15 protein-coding genes and 1 riboswitch are annotated in these 15,499 nt (G+C 48.2%); of the genes, 8 read left to right on the top strand and 7 right to left on the bottom strand.

Features of this window, described 5'->3' with window-relative positions:
* Positions 1–114: 114 nt before the first annotated feature.
* The 3 genes from ITJ88_RS14005 to ITJ88_RS14015 all read left to right on the top strand — a co-directional run bounded on the left by ITJ88_RS14005 (position 115) and on the right by ITJ88_RS14015 (position 4,176).
* Complete coding sequence (locus ITJ88_RS14005; RefSeq protein ID WP_023469778.1) at positions 115–1,737, top strand: ABC-F family ATP-binding cassette domain-containing protein; 1,623 nt, start codon at positions 115–117, stop codon at positions 1,735–1,737.
* 63 nt (positions 1,738–1,800) lie between these two features.
* Positions 1,801–2,181 carry an NUDIX domain-containing protein gene (locus ITJ88_RS14010; RefSeq protein ID WP_195866043.1) on the top strand — a complete coding sequence of 127 codons (381 nt, stop codon included), beginning with the start codon at positions 1,801–1,803 and terminating at the stop codon, positions 2,179–2,181.
* Positions 2,182–2,295: 114 nt separating this feature from the next.
* Positions 2,296–4,176 carry a PhoX family protein gene (locus ITJ88_RS14015; protein WP_195866044.1) on the top strand — a complete coding sequence of 627 codons (1,881 nt, stop codon included), beginning with the start codon at positions 2,296–2,298 and terminating at the stop codon, positions 4,174–4,176.
* Positions 4,177–4,216: 40 nt separating this feature from the next.
* Here ITJ88_RS14015 and ITJ88_RS14020 read toward each other — a convergent pair whose 3' ends face one another.
* From ITJ88_RS14020 to ITJ88_RS14045, 6 genes are all read right to left on the bottom strand, one after another.
* Positions 4,217–4,684 (bottom strand): SRPBCC family protein, encoded by a 468-nt coding sequence (locus ITJ88_RS14020; RefSeq protein ID WP_023469781.1) that lies wholly within the window; start codon positions 4,682–4,684, stop codon positions 4,217–4,219.
* 77 nt (positions 4,685–4,761) lie between these two features.
* The gene (locus tag ITJ88_RS14025; RefSeq protein ID WP_050678782.1) at positions 4,762–5,709 is read right to left on the bottom strand and encodes an ATP-grasp domain-containing protein; all 948 of its coding nucleotides are present in this window, start codon (positions 5,707–5,709) and stop codon (positions 4,762–4,764) included.
* Complete coding sequence (locus tag ITJ88_RS14030) at positions 5,706–6,764, bottom strand: LLM class flavin-dependent oxidoreductase (protein WP_195866045.1); 1,059 nt, start codon at positions 6,762–6,764, stop codon at positions 5,706–5,708. Before ITJ88_RS14030 ends, ITJ88_RS14025 begins: the two co-directional genes overlap by 4 nt.
* 73 nt (positions 6,765–6,837) lie before the next feature.
* A riboswitch (SAM riboswitch) is annotated at positions 6,838–6,940 on the bottom strand.
* Positions 6,941–7,052: 112 nt separating this feature from the next.
* Positions 7,053–7,691 (bottom strand): DUF975 family protein, encoded by a 639-nt coding sequence (locus tag ITJ88_RS14035; protein ID WP_195866046.1) that lies wholly within the window; start codon positions 7,689–7,691, stop codon positions 7,053–7,055.
* 63 nt (positions 7,692–7,754) lie between these two features.
* Entirely contained in the window at positions 7,755–9,017 is a 1,263-nt protein-coding gene (locus tag ITJ88_RS14040; protein ID WP_230088872.1) for a DUF2325 domain-containing protein, read from the bottom strand.
* A gap of 90 nt (positions 9,018–9,107) precedes the next feature.
* Positions 9,108–9,893 (bottom strand): DUF817 domain-containing protein, encoded by a 786-nt coding sequence (locus tag ITJ88_RS14045; protein ID WP_195866048.1) that lies wholly within the window; start codon positions 9,891–9,893, stop codon positions 9,108–9,110.
* A 104-nt stretch (positions 9,894–9,997) separates the two neighbouring features.
* Here ITJ88_RS14045 and ITJ88_RS14050 point away from each other — a divergent pair, with 104 nt between their 5' ends.
* The 5 genes from ITJ88_RS14050 (at position 9,998) to ITJ88_RS14070 (ending at position 14,038) form a co-directional block, all read left to right on the top strand.
* On the top strand, positions 9,998–10,711 hold the full coding sequence (locus ITJ88_RS14050) for a YczE/YyaS/YitT family protein (RefSeq protein WP_230088873.1): 714 nt from the start codon (positions 9,998–10,000) through the stop codon (positions 10,709–10,711).
* 154 nt (positions 10,712–10,865) lie between these two features.
* Positions 10,866–11,321, top strand: coding sequence for a MarR family winged helix-turn-helix transcriptional regulator (locus ITJ88_RS14055; RefSeq protein WP_195866049.1), 456 nt, complete (start codon positions 10,866–10,868; stop codon positions 11,319–11,321).
* Between the two features lies 1 nt (position 11,322).
* Positions 11,323–11,958 (top strand): nitroreductase family protein, encoded by a 636-nt coding sequence (locus tag ITJ88_RS14060; RefSeq protein WP_195866050.1) that lies wholly within the window; start codon positions 11,323–11,325, stop codon positions 11,956–11,958.
* 51 nt (positions 11,959–12,009) lie between these two features.
* Complete coding sequence (locus ITJ88_RS14065) at positions 12,010–12,645, top strand: nitroreductase family protein (protein WP_023469790.1); 636 nt, start codon at positions 12,010–12,012, stop codon at positions 12,643–12,645.
* A 76-nt stretch (positions 12,646–12,721) separates the two neighbouring features.
* The gene (locus ITJ88_RS14070; protein WP_195866051.1) at positions 12,722–14,038 is read left to right on the top strand and encodes an NAD(P)/FAD-dependent oxidoreductase; all 1,317 of its coding nucleotides are present in this window, start codon (positions 12,722–12,724) and stop codon (positions 14,036–14,038) included.
* Between the two features lie 21 nt (positions 14,039–14,059).
* Here ITJ88_RS14070 and ITJ88_RS14075 read toward each other — a convergent pair whose 3' ends face one another.
* Entirely contained in the window at positions 14,060–15,496 is a 1,437-nt protein-coding gene (locus ITJ88_RS14075) for a DEAD/DEAH box helicase (protein ID WP_195866052.1), read from the bottom strand.
* Positions 15,497–15,499: the final 3 nt, after the last annotated feature.

The raw sequence follows: 15,499 nt of genomic DNA on the forward strand, positions 1-15,499 counted from the left end.
ATTTTTAATTTCTGTCCTAATATGGAGGGAACTTTGCCTGCTCTACGACAGATCACGATTTGTGGTACACTCGAATGAGCACATCACTTACTAGAAACGAGGGTTCATCTCTATATGATTACAGTACAAAACGTCGGTCTTCGCTTTGCAGACCGCAAATTATTCGAAGACGTCAACATCAAGTTCACACCAGGTAACTGTTACGGTTTAATCGGTGCAAACGGCGCCGGTAAATCGACATTCTTGAAAATTCTCGCTGGTGACATCGAAGCACAACAAGGCGATGTCATCATCACACCAGGCGAACGTTTAGGCGTTCTCCGTCAGAACCATTACGAATACGAAGAATTCCAAGTCATCGAAACGGTCATGATGGGACACAAACGTCTCTATGAAGTCATGAAAGAAAAAGATGCGATCTATATGAAAGAAGATTTCTCGGACGAAGACGGTATGCGCGCTGCTGAACTCGAAGGTGAATTCGCTGAGATGAACGGTTGGGAAGCAGAGTCGGAAGCCGCAATGCTTCTTCAAGGACTCGGTATCAAGGAAGACCTTCACTCGAAAACGATGGCTGAGCTGACAGGATCGGAAAAGGTCAAAGTCTTGCTTGCACAAGCGTTGTTCGGCAAACCAGACATTCTCTTACTCGATGAGCCGACGAACGGACTTGATTTGAAAGCCGTCAAATGGCTCGAAGAATTCTTAATCGGATTCGAGAACACGGTCATCGTCATTTCCCACGATCGTCACTTCTTGAACAACGTCTGTACGCATATGGCGGATCTCGATTACGGTAAGATTCAATTGTATATCGGAAACTACGATTTCTGGTACGAGTCAAGTCAGCTTGCTTCGCGTATGGCAAGTGACCAAAACAAGAAAAAAGAAGAGAAAATCAAAGAACTTCAAGCCTTCATCGCGCGTTTCAGCTCAAACGCTTCAAAAGCGAAACAAGCGACGTCGCGGAAGAAATTGCTTGATAAAATCACACTCGACGACATTCGTCCATCGTCACGCCGTTATCCGTTCGTCGGTTTTACACCGGAACGCGAAATCGGAAATGATCTCTTGATGGTCGACGGTATCTCGAAGACGATCGATGGCGTCAAAGTCCTTGATAACGTCCGCTTCTCGTTGAACAAGACGGATAAAGTCGCGTTCATCAGCCAGAGCGATATCGCAATCACGACTCTCTTCAAAATTCTTATGGGTGAGATGGAACCGGATAGCGGTACGTTCAAATGGGGCGTCACGACTTCGCAGTCGTACTTGCCAAAAGATAACTCGGAATTCTTCGAAGGCTCGGATAAGACGATCCTCGATTGGCTCCGTCAGTATTCGCCGGCAGATGAGAGCGATACGTTCCTCCGTGGATTCCTCGGACGGATGCTCTTCTCAGGAGAAGAAGTCATGAAAAAAGCCTCTGTCTTATCTGGGGGCGAAAAAGTCCGTTGTATGCTTTCAAAAGCAATGCTCAGCGGCGCTAACGTTCTCGTCCTCGACGATCCAACGAACCACTTAGATCTCGAATCGATCACAGCACTCAACGATGGCTTGATCGCTTACAAAGGCGCAATGCTCTTTAGCTCGCATGACCATCAGTTCGTCGAAACGATCGCGAACCGTATCATCGAGTTAACGCCGAACGGTATCGTCGATAAAGAAACGACATACGATGAGTACTTGAACAATGATACGATCCAACAGCAATTAACAGCGTTATACGCGCAATGATTTTGAGGAGACCGGAACTGTCGTTTCGGTCTCTTTTTTGAATACATTAAGGAGGAATGCGATATGCGACACCGGGTATGTGCTGCGTTGATCGAAGAGCAACAGATCCTAATGGTCGAATTACACACGCCTTCCCGGACGTTCTGGACGTTACCGGGCGGAGGTGTCGAGAGTGGTGAAACAAAAGAACAAGCCGTCATGCGGGAAGTATTAGAGGAGACACACCTTCGCATCACGATTGAACGGCAACTCTATGAGATTTCAATTGATCAAGGAACCGAGACATGCTTTCTTGTCCGACGTGCCTTAGGCAGTCCTGCACCTCGACTCGGGATCGATCCCGAACTGCCATTTGACCAACAAGAATTACGAACCGTCCGTTTCCGACCATTAAGGGAGCTTCACGATGATCCACAGATTGCTCGTTTGCTGACCTTACTGTAAAGGAAAGATTAACTAACTGAGATATAACTGACCAGGTTTCTTTACACCCTCTACATAATCGACTGATTAAATGGAAATGTAGCAACAACACAAACTCATTTGGGGGAAACGAAAATGAAACGAACACTCATGGTTGGTCTATCAGCAGCGGTCTTGTCATCAAGTATGGTCCCGATGTTCGCGGATGCCCATAGCTCTTCTCATACAACACGCAACATCAAGAAGGTCGAATTCTTGTCGATGGATGCACCGACGAAAATCGATCAGATGGTAAAAACTTATACAGAAGCAAAAGTCAAAGTCACCTATACGAACGGCAAATCAGAAGTGAAGCCGTTGAACTATAATCAATTATTCCTGTCGCAAGATAAAATCGTCGAAAACAAAGGTGAGATGATTGCAGCAGGTACACCAATCGATGCTAAAGGTAATCCGATCATCGACCGCAGTGTACCGGACAAACCGGAAGCCTTCGTCTCAGATGCACCAGACTCAAATAGTCTGCTTGAAGTGCACGGAAAAAAATACATGGTGTCTCACTTCGAATATGACTCAATTGATAACGCTGGTAATGAAGTCAAGGGACTTCCAGCATCGATGACGTTAACAGAAGTAACGCAAGATAAGAAAACTGGAAAGCTTGCTGTCAAAAAAGCCAGCAAGATTGATTTTGAAAACGTCAATGGACTCTGGACACCATGTAACGGTTCAACGACGCCATGGGGAACACACCTTGGGTCAGAGGAATATGAACCAGATGCTCGTGCGTTTGAGTCAGACAAAACGTCAGCTGCTTATAAAGAAGTAAATGCCTTCGCTGAGCGCTATTTCGGAACGACCGAAAAAGCGAATCCTTACTTCTACGGCTTCACACCGGAAATCTCGGTCGATCGAAAAGGGAAAGCGACAGCAGTTAAACACTACAGCACAGGTCGTTTCTCACACGAGATGATGCAGATTCTGCCGGATCAAAAGACTGCGATCTTCGGTGACGACGGAAACAATACGATGATGTTCATGTATGTCGCGGATAAAAAGCGTGATTTCTCAAAAGGAACACTTTACGCGGCGAAGTTCAAACAAACACGCGCGACGGAAGGCGGAGCTGGTGATCTCGAATGGATCAAGCTTGGTCATGCTTCCGATAAAGAAGTCAAACGCTTGATTGATAAAGGGACGAAGTTCAGCGATATCTTCGAGACAGCCGATGCGCCAACACCTGGCTTTAAAGCAGTCAAAACAGCTGCTAGCAAAAAAGTCGAATACTTGAAGCTCAAGCCTGGTAAGGAAAAAGAAGCAGCTTTCCTTGAATCACGCCGTTATGGTGCGTTGCTTGGCGCAACATCAGAATTCAACAAGATGGAAGGCATCACGGTCAACGAGCAAGACAAAAAAGCCTACATCGCCTTGTCTTATGTGTCAGGCAGTACCGAAAAACAAGAAGGTGCTGTCCAAGACGACATCCAGCTTGAAAAACGCGAATCAGGTGCGACATTCGAAATCGATCTTGGTCGTGCAAAAGGCATCGACAGCCGTTACGTACCAACGAATATGCAAGCACTCGTCATTGGTGAAGATTTGAAGAAGCCGGATGCTTACGGCAACACAGCGAATCCGGATCTCGTCGCGAATCCAGATAACCTCGCTTATTCCGCGACATCTGATACGCTCTTTATCGGTGAAGATAGCTCCTTGCACACGAATAACTTCGTTTGGGCCTACAACCTGAAGACGAAAAAACTATCACGTATCCTTTCAGTTCCAGTCGGAGCGGAAGCAACTGGTCTCCGTTCACTCGATCATGTTGGTGGGTATAGCTATCTCTTGAGCAACTACCAGCACCCAGGTGAGTCATTGACTGACAAACAAATCACCGCGGTCGATCCAAAAGCGCTCGAACAAGCGATGAAAGACGGCATCGGGATTCAAAAAACAGGTGGTGTCGGTTACCTCTCTGGTTTACCGAGCGGTCATAAATCGTATACGCATCGATAAGATACTAAAAACGGATTCCCAAGCGCGGGAATCCGTTTTTTCATGCGTTGTTCTTCTTTTGTTTCGCCGCTTCTTCTTCCACACGTTGCAACAGACCGTGAACGATTTTCTCATTCTCCCGCTCGCCTCCAAGCGACAACAGACTCTTTCCAACAAAGTTCGCTCCCTCATTTTTTCCCGTATAGATCAACAGACAGCGATCATGATCGATCGGTTTGAGCGTAAAGGTCATCTCGATCTTGAATATTTTAGCCAATGTGAATCCAATCGTATTTTGCTTGAAGTCCGGCTCGTTCGTATAGGCTAAATCGGTCACGATATAGGTTTCGAGTCGATTGCCCTGCATGTACGTTTGGCGATAGGTCGAACCAACGACACCCGGTTTTCGTTCAATCACCTCGTGCTGGACGACATTTGGAATCAAACGTTGCAGTCGCGTGTGATCAAACAAGTGCCATGCTTCTTCAATCGGAATATCGAGCTGTCGTTCTTCTCTCCACGTAATCATACACCTGCCCCCTTTTTCTATAGAAATACCCTGTCATCCGGTCTTGTAACGTCCGGTGACAGGGCGGGAGCAGATTCTTATTTTACTGTGCTTGTTTCAAGGGCTGCACCGAGGAACTTCGCTAGTTCAAGCATACCGTAGCGTCCTGCAGCTGCCTCGGCATCCGAATTATAGTTCGTATTCGTATTGACGTCATACGTATAGATCGTACCTGACGCATCCTTAATGAACTCGATGCCTGCGACCGCGATCTGGTTCGCTTGGAGGAATGCTTCATACTTTTGGATGATCGGGTCATCGAAGCCTTCAACGATTTGGAACTTCATCGGTGTTTGCGGTGCTTCTTCACCGACTGGGCAGAACAAGTCGTCGATCACGCATGCATCCGCTGGGCAAAGCTCAAAACCTTCTGATGTATCGACTCGAACCGCGTAGACGAACTTTCCACCTACGAACTCACAACGTGTGATGTACGGTTCTGGTGCTTGAATATACTCTTGAATCAACGTGATGCCATCGACTGGTTCGTCGAATGTCGGACCGTCGAGATAAGCTTCAAGTGCTTCAATCGAGTGGAACAGCTGGACGCCGAGACCTTTTCCGGCACGGTTGTGTTTCGTGATGAATGACGAAACGCCGATTTCTTTTGCTGCTTGTACGATTTGATCGCGTCCGACGGCAGCCGTCGTCTTCGGTACACGAATCCCAGCCTTCCGCAACGCCGTGTATTGATTGACTTTGCTGACTTCAAGACGAAGCGCACGTGTTCCGTTAAAGACGGTCCGGTCATGCTCTTCTAACCAAGCGAGAACCCCTTCCGTCAACTCCGGCGCGTAACGATGCCCCCGCGTATGCGAAGAGGCACTCATCCGGCTGTAAAAGACGCCTTCTGGCGGCAGTTCATCCAGCGGAACGATTCCTTCATTCAAGTGCCACTGTTCATATGGTAATTCGAGTTCTTCGAGACGTTTGATGAGATGGTCCGTCCATTCTTGATTTTCGTGGAGAATATGAATTTTTGTCATGATTGTTGACCTACCTTTCGTTTCGCTTCGACCAGTGGCATTACGTCACGGGCAAAGCGTTCCATTTCTTCGAGTTGTGGTGAGAATTGTAATAAAAGTAACGTGACACCAACGGCTTCGAACGCTAGAATCCGTTCAGCGATTTGTTCTGGTGTTCCGATCAAGTTCGGTCGTAGACCACGGTTCGAGACGGAATAATCGTTCCGCTCGACCTGTTGCTCCAGTTGCGATTTACTGATGAAATCCTGATAACCGGCATAACCGGCGCTGTCTTCCTTGACGTCTGTAATGCGTTGCCACTCAAGAAGCGCTTCTTCTTCCGTATCTCGACAAATGATGTAGGCCGCAAGACCGAAGCTCTCGAGCGGCGTTTGTCCCGTCGCTTCCCGGCGTACTTTCATATCGCTGATTTTATGAGCTACTTCTTCGACCGTGCCCCCATGCATGACATAAGCATCACAGTGTTCGACGATCGTTCGTTTTCCAGCTTCACTCTCTCCACCAGCGTAGAGCTTGATGCCTGGACGCTGGACCGGCTTCGGATGGAGTTCTGCTTGCTCGATCGTGTAGTGATGACCGGAGAAGCTATACGGTGACGCATCTGCCCATAGTCCCTTCATGACCGTGACGAACTCTTCCGTCCGAGCATAGCGTTCATCGTGTGCTGTGAAGATACCGTTGTATTGTTTGGCTTCCTCTGCCCACCACGCCGAAACGACGTTGAGTGTAAAGCGTCCACCACTCAACTGATCGATGTTTGCCGCCATCTTCGCCGTCGTCGCTGGATTATGAAACCCGGGACGAACCGCTGTCATGATCTCTAAGCGTTCTGTCGTTGCAGCAATCGCTGCTGCCGTCGTCCATGCTTCAAGACTCGGTTCCTTGATGCCTTTGATATCATTCAAATTCAATTCCGCAATCAACGTCGTCGAGAAGCCGATCCGCTCTGCTGTTTGTGCGACTTGTTTTGCATAATCGAAGGTCGGTGGCATCTGTTCATTCTCGACGTTACGTAACCATCCCCCAAAAATCGGTAACCAAAAACCATACTCCACTCCATCATCCCCCTTATCATAAAAAACGCTCTTTTCGAAGTTCGAAAAGAGCGACGGTATCTTATCCTGTCCGCTCTTATCTTCGGAAGGTATCCCTTCCTGGAAGTAGCACCTTCCGCCACGGCGGGGTTGCTGAAGTGTCTTCGGGCCAGTCCCTCGACTTCTCTAGATAAGATGTGTTGCATTCATCGTACAGAATTCACTGAACTAAAGCAACCATTAAACCGTCTTTTCCAATCGGAATTATTTCGCGCATAAAAAATCCCGACGTCGTGTCGGGATTCCGGATTAATATGGTGCGACGAAATCTGATGTTGGCTCTGGTGCTTGTTCACCACGAACACGATCATAGAATTTTGCCATTGTAACGCTGAAGTATGGTCCAACCCATAAGACAGCAAGACCAAGTGTAACAATCACAAGTAATGCCCAACCAATGAATGATAGGAAGAGTAAGAATGCTTCCATCTTATGACCATCCATGAGTTGGCGTGAACGCGTGATGGCCTCGAGGATACCGATCGATGGTTCATCTCGAAGGATGTAGAACGTCAACAGGTAAGAGAACGACTTGATGATCCCTGGGATGATCAAGAGTAGTGTCCATAGGAATAAGAAGACCGCTTGCACAATCGAGACGCCGATGACTTTGCCGAAGATTTTATACGGCTCGAACAAATCAGCTACTTTGACTTCTTCATTGCGTGCGAACGACATCGCGACCCACGTCCAACCCGCTGCGATTGGGATCAATAAAATCGAAAGAATGATACTGACCGCACTCATCGCATTTAGGTCTTCGTTAGGATCAGGTCCGATGAACGTCGGAACGCTCTGGATGATAGAAAACAGTACGAACATGAGGATGGCAAACCCCCAACGACCGCTGAGCGACTCCTTCGCTGCTTTTTTTAATTGAGATGACATGAGTAAGGTCCTCCTTGAAAAATAAGTTCTTACCTTACTTTACGGTCGAATTCTTCTAATGTTTCACTGCTTTTTCAATAATTTTCCCTCTTGTTTCTTTTTAAGCCAAGCGCTCTCAAGTTGCCGCTCACACGCCGTGTATAACGAACGTCGACCATCGAGGCGTTCCATCGCGAATGGAATACCATGCTTTTTCGCCTGAGCGATGACATGCGCACTCGCTGCATGAGAGACACGGCTCGTCACGACGACGATCGCGTCCGTCTTTTTGGCGAGACAGGCAATCTTTTTCGCGGACTGTGCGTCCCCTGCCAGATGAATCAATTCGATTCCCGTCGGCGCAAAGAACTCGCGATAGACAGCGGTCTGTTGTTCGTTTCCGACAATGACGAGACGCATTCCTGTGAAGCGCGTGAAATCAAGCGGTGTCTTATCAACGAAATCCATCAATTGTCCGGGTACAGCTGTCGTCACGATCGGTTCAATCGTTCGCTCTTTTTGCATACGGACGCGACGCTGCGCTTTTTTAGCTTTCGGCACCGGTTGCCGTTTCATTTTTCGTGCATACCGATTTGACTTTTTTGTTGTCACAGGCGTCTTCACTACCTGTTGCTCCACCTCTGATCGGCGGTTGGATGATGTATTGACGACCGGCTCTTCATACGTGAACGGATGCTTCCAAGCAATCGTCAGTGTATCCTTCCGTCCCCGCCACATGACGAGATCGACGAGCTGCCCTGCTTCCAGTCGGAAATAACGCATGTCTTCGACCGGTACGACATAATAAAATGGCTTTCCTGACTCATCTTGCAGTGGACCATCCACCGTTCTCTCAATGATGCCATGTGCCTTGACGATTGCTTGTTCAAACACTAGACGCTCTGGATTCTCTCTCATCCGATCCGTCGAAACGACAGCTTCGATGCGGCAAATCGTTTTATGATCATCCTCCCGTTCCATTCGAACACGTACTTCCATGCCGTGCTCGAGATTCCAATCGCGGACGTCTCGTTCTGAAATATGACTGCCGGACCACTCTAATAAAGTACCGCCTTTTAATCCCCGCTGAAACGTATAGGCATAACGTTGCTTGCGTACTGGCTCGACCGGTACTTGTGGTGGCATGACGATGGTCTGCTCTAGCTCTACTACTTCGTCGACGACCGGTGTTTCTTGAACGTCACGTGGTGCATAATACGCTGACATCTTTACCCATTCATCGATTCCGTTTACTTCGTCGAGCCAGAGTTGCCAATCTTCGTACCGCTCCACGACCGCTAATTTCATCTGTACCAATTCAGTTGCTCGTTCCAACACCTGTTGCATCATCCGTAACCACTTCCTTTGCGTTTTTTTCACTATAGCAACGAAAAAACGCGGAAGTAGTCCAAAAAAATAACCAGGTTATTTTTTTGTTTAGGTACGTTGCTGAATTTCCACAGCCGGATCCTGACGCTTATATTTCGCGACGATGACGATCAAAACCGTGATGATCACAAGTAGGAACCAAGAAGATAATTTTCCAAGATCAACGACTGCCCAGCCTCCTTCTTGATGCGGATAGACCCAGCCTTTAAAGAACGTCACGATATTCTCTGCGATCCAAATGAAAAAGGCGATCAGTAAAAAGGACAGGACGAGCGGCATCCGGTAAATCGTCTGCTCGATCGTAAAATGAACCCATGACTTATAGAAAACGAGGACGACGAGAACCATCAATAGCCAGCGTGCATCGAAGATCCAGTGGTGGGTGAAGAAGTTGAGATAGACGAGACTACCGACGCTGATCGCAAGCCACGGGGGAGGAAATGCTATGAATCGTAAATGAAATCGCCGAAACGCCTGGCAGACATAACTCGCGACGCTTGCGTACATGAATCCTGCATACAATGGAACACCAGCCACTTTCGTCAAAGCGTCTTCCGGATAACTCCAAGACCCGACGTTCACTTTGAACAGTTCAAGTGCTAGACCGATGACGTGAAACAATAAGATCAGTTTGAATTCCTCCATCGTTTCATACCGCGTGACGAGTAAGACGATTTGGACGAGAATACACCAGAGCAACAGAAGATCGTATCGAGCGACCGGTTCAGTAGGAAGATAACGTGAAAGAGCAAGCGCCGCGAAAATCATCACGGGAAAGACGCAACAGATGGCTTCTATATATGTAAAACGAAACAGGTGCCGGATCGCTTTCATTCGGTCATCTCCTTTTTCTTCAGTATACGTTTCTCTTTTGACCTTCCCCTCCTTCTTAAGATGGAAAAAACGGAAAATTTCGTCTTTCTTCTTCCACTTTCCTCATGATACAGTTAACGAATCAATTATTTTTAAGAAATGGGGTGCCAGACATGACGCGTCATCGCGCTTCCTGGTTGTTACGCGCTACGTTAAAGTGGGGACTCTTCCTACTCGGTTTATTTTTACTCGCTCTTGGCTCATCGATGATGATCACGGCTGAACTCGGTGTCTCGACGTGGGATGTATTGCATCTTGGTCTCCAAAAAAAGACGCCGCTATCCGTCGGAACGATCATCTTGCTTGTCGGTCTATTACTCGTGTTCGTGAAATACGCGTTAGACCGCGTCACACCGCAAATCGGAACGCTCGTCAACGCGATTTTCGTCGGTGTCTTCATGAATCTCGTTCTTGGCTCTCATCTCTTACCTTCATTTGAGTCGATCTGGTTGAATACACTCTGGCTGATTTTCGGCATTTTCATCATTGGGATGGGCGCTGGTCTGTATGTCGCTGTCGGATACGGGGCCGGTCCACGCGATGGGTTGACATTGACACTTGCAGAGCGTTTTGGAACGTCGATTCGTCTGATGCGGACGATCATGGAAGTTACAGCATGCGGCATTGGCTGGTTGCTCGGGGGACCTGTTTTCTTCGGTACGATCCTCTCGATTTTCCTGATCGGACCGTTCCTGCAATTTTGGTTGTTTTATTTCCGCCGGATCATTGCAGCGATTGATGCAAAAGGACTTTCAGCGTCTGAACGCCAAATTAGTTAAGTCGCCTGACTCGATATCATTCCGCGTGAATGATATCTTTTTTTATGTCAGAAGCAGATAAGTTGCGTCATCAAAATAAACACGTTATATTCGTTTACATATCAATCTTTGATACGTCAAAGGTTTCTTCGAACGAAGGGAAGGATGTGATGGATTGAGTATTTCCTGTACCGAAAAAGGACGTTTGATCTATGCACTCGTCTCCGTCAATAAGACGATTGCTCAAAAATTCGATCTCTGTACGGATGGTTTCAGTCAGACGCGAATGGATTTACTTGCTCAATTACAAGTCGATCAAACGATCAGTCAAAAAGAATTGCAAAAACGCGTCAATGTCGATCATGCGGCGGTGACCCGTCACCTCAAACATCTGGAATCGACCGGGATGATTGCTCGTGAGCGTTCAGCTACTGACAATCGGGTGATTCTTGTTTCCTTAACGGAACAAGGCGCGACGCGCATTGCACGATTACGCGAACAAAAAGATGAGTTCCTCGAGAACTTACTCGAAGGATTCTCTGCTGAAGAACAACGGACGTTAGCTGAGATGATTCAACGCATCGAAGCGAACGCCGACACATTACCTAAATTAAAAGAGGAGTCGATTTAATATGGCAACGCAAACTCAAACAGACTTCATGGAAATCGTCAAAGGACGCCGTTCGATCCGTAACTACGATACAGACGTGAAGATCTCAAAAGAAGAAATGACACAAATCCTTGAAGAAGCAACACTCGCACCTTCTTCCGTCAACATGCAACCATGGCGTTTCCTCGTCATCGATAGCGAAGAAGGCAAAGCAACACTTGCACCACTCGCTAAATTCAACCAAGTCCAAGTCGAGACATCTTCTGCCGTCATCGCCGTCTTCGGTGACATGAACGCTGTTGATCAACTCGAGAACATCTACGATACAGCTGTCGCAAAAGGGCTTATGCCACAAGAAGTACGCGATCGCCAAGTACCAGCGATTCAAGGGATGTACAGCAGTATCTCAGCAAACGATTTAAAGGACAGCATCTTGATCGATTCAGGTCTTGTCTCGATGCAATTGATGCTCGTCGCTCGTGCACACGGTTATGATACAAACCCAATCGGTGGTTACGAGAAAGATCAAATCGCGGAAGCATTCGGTCTTGAAAAAGATCGTTATGTACCGGTCATGTTGCTATCGATCGGTAAAGCGGTTGACGCAGGATATCCATCGGTTCGCCTACCAATCAACGACATCGCAGACTGGAAATAAGTTTTTTCACACTATAAAAAAGAGAAAACACACAAGGGAGATTGAATAATTATGACTACTCAAACAACAACGGACTTCATGGAAATCGTCAAAGGACGCCGCTCGATTCGCAACTACGACACGAACGTAAAAATTTCAAAAGAAGAAATGACACAAATCCTTGAAGAAGCAACACTTGCTCCATCTTCAGTTAACATGCAACCATGGCGTTTCCTCGTCATCGATAGCGAAGAAGGAAAAGCGACACTCGCACCACTCGCGAAATTCAACCAAGTTCAAGTCGAGACATCTTCTGCTGTCATCGCCGTCTTCGGTGACATGAACGCGGTCGACAGCATCGAGACAATCTACGACATGGCTGTTGAAAAAGGGCTTATGCCGCAAGAAGTACGTGATCGCCAAGTACCAGCCATCAAAGGTTTCTACCGTCCAGAAGACGTTGAAACATTACGTGATAGCATCTTGATCGACTCAGGTCTCGTTTCGATGCAATTGATGCTCGTTGCTCGTGCACACGGTTACGATACAAACCCAATCGGTGGTTACGAAAAAGATCAAATCGCAGAAGCATTCGGTCTTGAAAAAGAGCGTTACCTCCCAGTCATGTTGCTATCGATTGGTAAAGCGGTTGACGCAGGATACCCATCGGTTCGTCTACCAATCGCTGACATCGCAGAGTGGAAATAAGCGATCTCACCTAGTCCGGATTCCTTTCATAGGAATCCGGCTTTTTTGTATACTCAATGAAAAGGAGGTGTCAGCGATGTATGATGTGACGATTATCGGAGCTGGTGTAGCAGGAATTTTCCTCGCCCATCAGCTTGTTGAACACGGGCAACGCGTCTTACTGCTCGATGCCGGAAAACCAATCCGTGAACGAACAGCAGAAGATGCGTATCTTGGATTCGCAGGGCTTGGCAAATCAGAAGGAAAGTTCAATTATGCGACGGGATTCGGCGGCGAACTCGTCTCAAAAATCGGTGAAGAGACGACACGACGACTGTTCCAAGAAGTCGATGATCTCTTATGTACATATGGTGGAGGCACAGTCGAGACCTACTCGACGCACTCCCCTACTGTAGCGTCTCGTGCCCGTCGCGCCGGTCTGCATACGGTCGAGACGACCGTCCGTCATTTAGGTACGGCACGGACCGCTGCTGTCTTCACAGCGTTTGAGGACGCCTTATTACCACGTCTCGATGCCCGGTTCGAAACGACGATCGAGCAAATCACGAAAGCGGAGCCGTTTACGATCAAAACAGCGGACGAGATTTTCGTCAGTCAACGAATTGTGTTCGCGACGGGTCGTTCTGGCGCGGACTTTACGTTGCACCAGTTAGCGACGCTTGGTGTCACCCCACAGCGGACTCGACTTGATCTCGGGGTGCGAATTGAGACGGATGAGGCACTATTTCGGACTTTGTTACAGGAGACGTTCGAGACGAAGCTCGGTTACGACTCGCCTTACGGTCAAGCCGTCACCTATTGCATGAATCCGCGCGGACGGATCATCCGCAAATATCAAGAAGGACTCGTCATGCCGGACGGTCAAAATGTCCACGAGACAGCAGACGGCTCGACGAATCTGAACTTTACGCTGTTTCTCCCGCGTTATTTTTCGACGCTAGCGAAAGCGAATGCGTATGCCGCGCGCATCATCGGTGGAATCAACCAAGGTGGTGATCGCATTCTCGTTCAGCGACTCAGTGATTTCCGAGCATTGCGAGCGACGGCACACGATCAATTGAGTCGTAACACCATCGTTCCTTCCCTAACTGCGTCTCCCGGTAATTTGCATGCAGAAGTGCCTGCAGAAGACCTGCTCGTCTTAGAAGGGTTTTTAGAGCGCCTTGAACAACTCCTTGAAGTGGAACTTCCGGGAGATACGTTGCTTTACGGATTAGATGGTAAGTTTTACGCACCGATGCTTGAGACGTCAGAGACGTTTGAGACGACATGTCCCGGTATCTATGCAATCGGGGATTGTTCCGGTGCGACACACTCGCTTGCCCAGGCAGCCGCTAGCGGACTCCATCTTGGACATGCCTTGACGCAAAACAGCCGGTCGCTCTTCGCTTAAGCGGAGAATGACCGGCTTGTCTTATTTCTTGAATGCTTCGTACACTTTCAATTGTTTACCTTTGACCTTCGTCGTCTTCATCGCCCGGAGGACAAGTGGACCTTTCCCGTTGAGGATATCGACATACGTCAACGTATCCTGAATCGAGATGATGCCGATGTCGTCTGCTGTGACGCCTTCAATCTTCGCAATCGTTCCAACAAAGTCGACGGCACGGAGTTTCTTTTTCTTCCCACCGTTAAAGAACAATTTCATGATGTCCGCATCAAGCTGTTCCGTTTTCGAAGAACGTGTATCTTCCGTCGCCATTTTCTCTTCAAACGCATCCGCTGTTCGCATCAAATCCTTTTCCGTCGGTGCTTGGCGACGTGTCAGTTTCCCGTGATACTGCTCGATTTCCTTGAGGCGACGTTCGTCTGCCGGTGTGACGAGACTGATTGCTTGTCCTGCTGCTCCTGCCCGCCCCGTTCGACCGGTCCGGTGAACATAGCTTTCTCGTTCGACAGGGAGATCATACTGGATGACATGCGTGATGTTCTCGATATCGATGCCGCGTGCCGCGACATCTGTTGCAACGAGAATCCGGAACTTCCCGGCACGGAAGGCTTTCATCGCATCGAGTCGATCGTCTTGTTCCATCCCACCATGGATTGCTTCAACCGGATAGTCATGTGCGCGTAGACCATTCGCGACGAAATCAACGTGTTCTTTCGTCCGACAGAAAATCATGCAGCGATCCGGGTTTTCAGCGACCAGGACATCTTTCAAAATGGCGAACTTCGTCTTGTCCGTCACCGGAATATAACTATGCGTAATCGTTGAGACGACGGTCTCGCCCGCTTCGATTCGTTTTGGTGCCTCCATGTAACGGTCACTCAACTGTTCGATGTCTTCTGGGAAGGTCGCAGAGAACAATAGTGTCATCCGCTCCTTCGGTAACTCAGACAAGATGGCATCGACTTGATCGAGGAAGCCCATGTTCAGCATTTCGTCCGCTTCATCTAAAACGACGTAACGGACTTTCTCAAGCGATAACGTGCCCCGCTCGATATGATCGCGTACGCGTCCCGGTGTTCCGACGACGACGTGTGTCTTTTGCTTGAGCTCCGTGACTTGCCCACGGAACGGTTGCTTGCCGAAGACAGCTGTCGCTTTGATCCGCTTATAACGTCCGATGTTCATGATATCTTCTTTGACCTGCAAGGCCAGCTCACGTGTTGGCGTCAAGACTAAGACTTGTGGTTTGTTTTCTTCCCACTCGACGAGTTCACACAGTGGGATCGCAAACGATGCCGTCTTTCCGCTCCCCGTCCGTGATTTGACGATGACATCTTTTCCAGATAATACGACCGGAATGACGGATTGCTGGACTTCGGTTGGTGTCGTGTAACCGAGTTGCTCGATTGAATCGAGAATTGGTGTGCTTAAGTTAAAATCATTGAATCGTGTACGTGTCATAGA

Source organism: Exiguobacterium abrahamii, assembly GCF_015645365.1.
GTDB lineage: Bacteria > Bacillota > Bacilli > Exiguobacteriales > Exiguobacteriaceae > Exiguobacterium_A > Exiguobacterium_A abrahamii.

Coding starts and splice junctions, on each gene's coding strand:
- ITJ88_RS14050 (WP_230088873.1), top strand. CDS start 9,998: ATGATACAGTTAACGAATCAATTATTTTTAAGAAATGGGGTGCCAGAC.
- ITJ88_RS14060 (WP_195866050.1), top strand. CDS start 11,323: ATGGCAACGCAAACTCAAACAGACTTCATGGAAATCGTCAAAGGACGC.
- ITJ88_RS14040 (WP_230088872.1), bottom strand. CDS start 9,017: ATGCAACAGGTGTTGGAACGAGCAACTGAATTGGTACAGATGAAATTA.
- ITJ88_RS14075 (WP_195866052.1), bottom strand. CDS start 15,496: ATGACACGTACACGATTCAATGATTTTAACTTAAGCACACCAATTCTC.
- ITJ88_RS14020 (WP_023469781.1), bottom strand. CDS start 4,684: ATGATTACGTGGAGAGAAGAACGACAGCTCGATATTCCGATTGAAGAA.
- ITJ88_RS14005 (WP_023469778.1), top strand. CDS start 115: ATGATTACAGTACAAAACGTCGGTCTTCGCTTTGCAGACCGCAAATTA.
- ITJ88_RS14010 (WP_195866043.1), top strand. CDS start 1,801: ATGCGACACCGGGTATGTGCTGCGTTGATCGAAGAGCAACAGATCCTA.
- ITJ88_RS14015 (WP_195866044.1), top strand. CDS start 2,296: ATGAAACGAACACTCATGGTTGGTCTATCAGCAGCGGTCTTGTCATCA.
- ITJ88_RS14045 (WP_195866048.1), bottom strand. CDS start 9,893: ATGAAAGCGATCCGGCACCTGTTTCGTTTTACATATATAGAAGCCATC.
- ITJ88_RS14065 (WP_023469790.1), top strand. CDS start 12,010: ATGACTACTCAAACAACAACGGACTTCATGGAAATCGTCAAAGGACGC.
- ITJ88_RS14025 (WP_050678782.1), bottom strand. CDS start 5,709: ATGACAAAAATTCATATTCTCCACGAAAATCAAGAATGGACGGACCAT.
- ITJ88_RS14070 (WP_195866051.1), top strand. CDS start 12,722: ATGTATGATGTGACGATTATCGGAGCTGGTGTAGCAGGAATTTTCCTC.
- ITJ88_RS14035 (WP_195866046.1), bottom strand. CDS start 7,691: ATGTCATCTCAATTAAAAAAAGCAGCGAAGGAGTCGCTCAGCGGTCGT.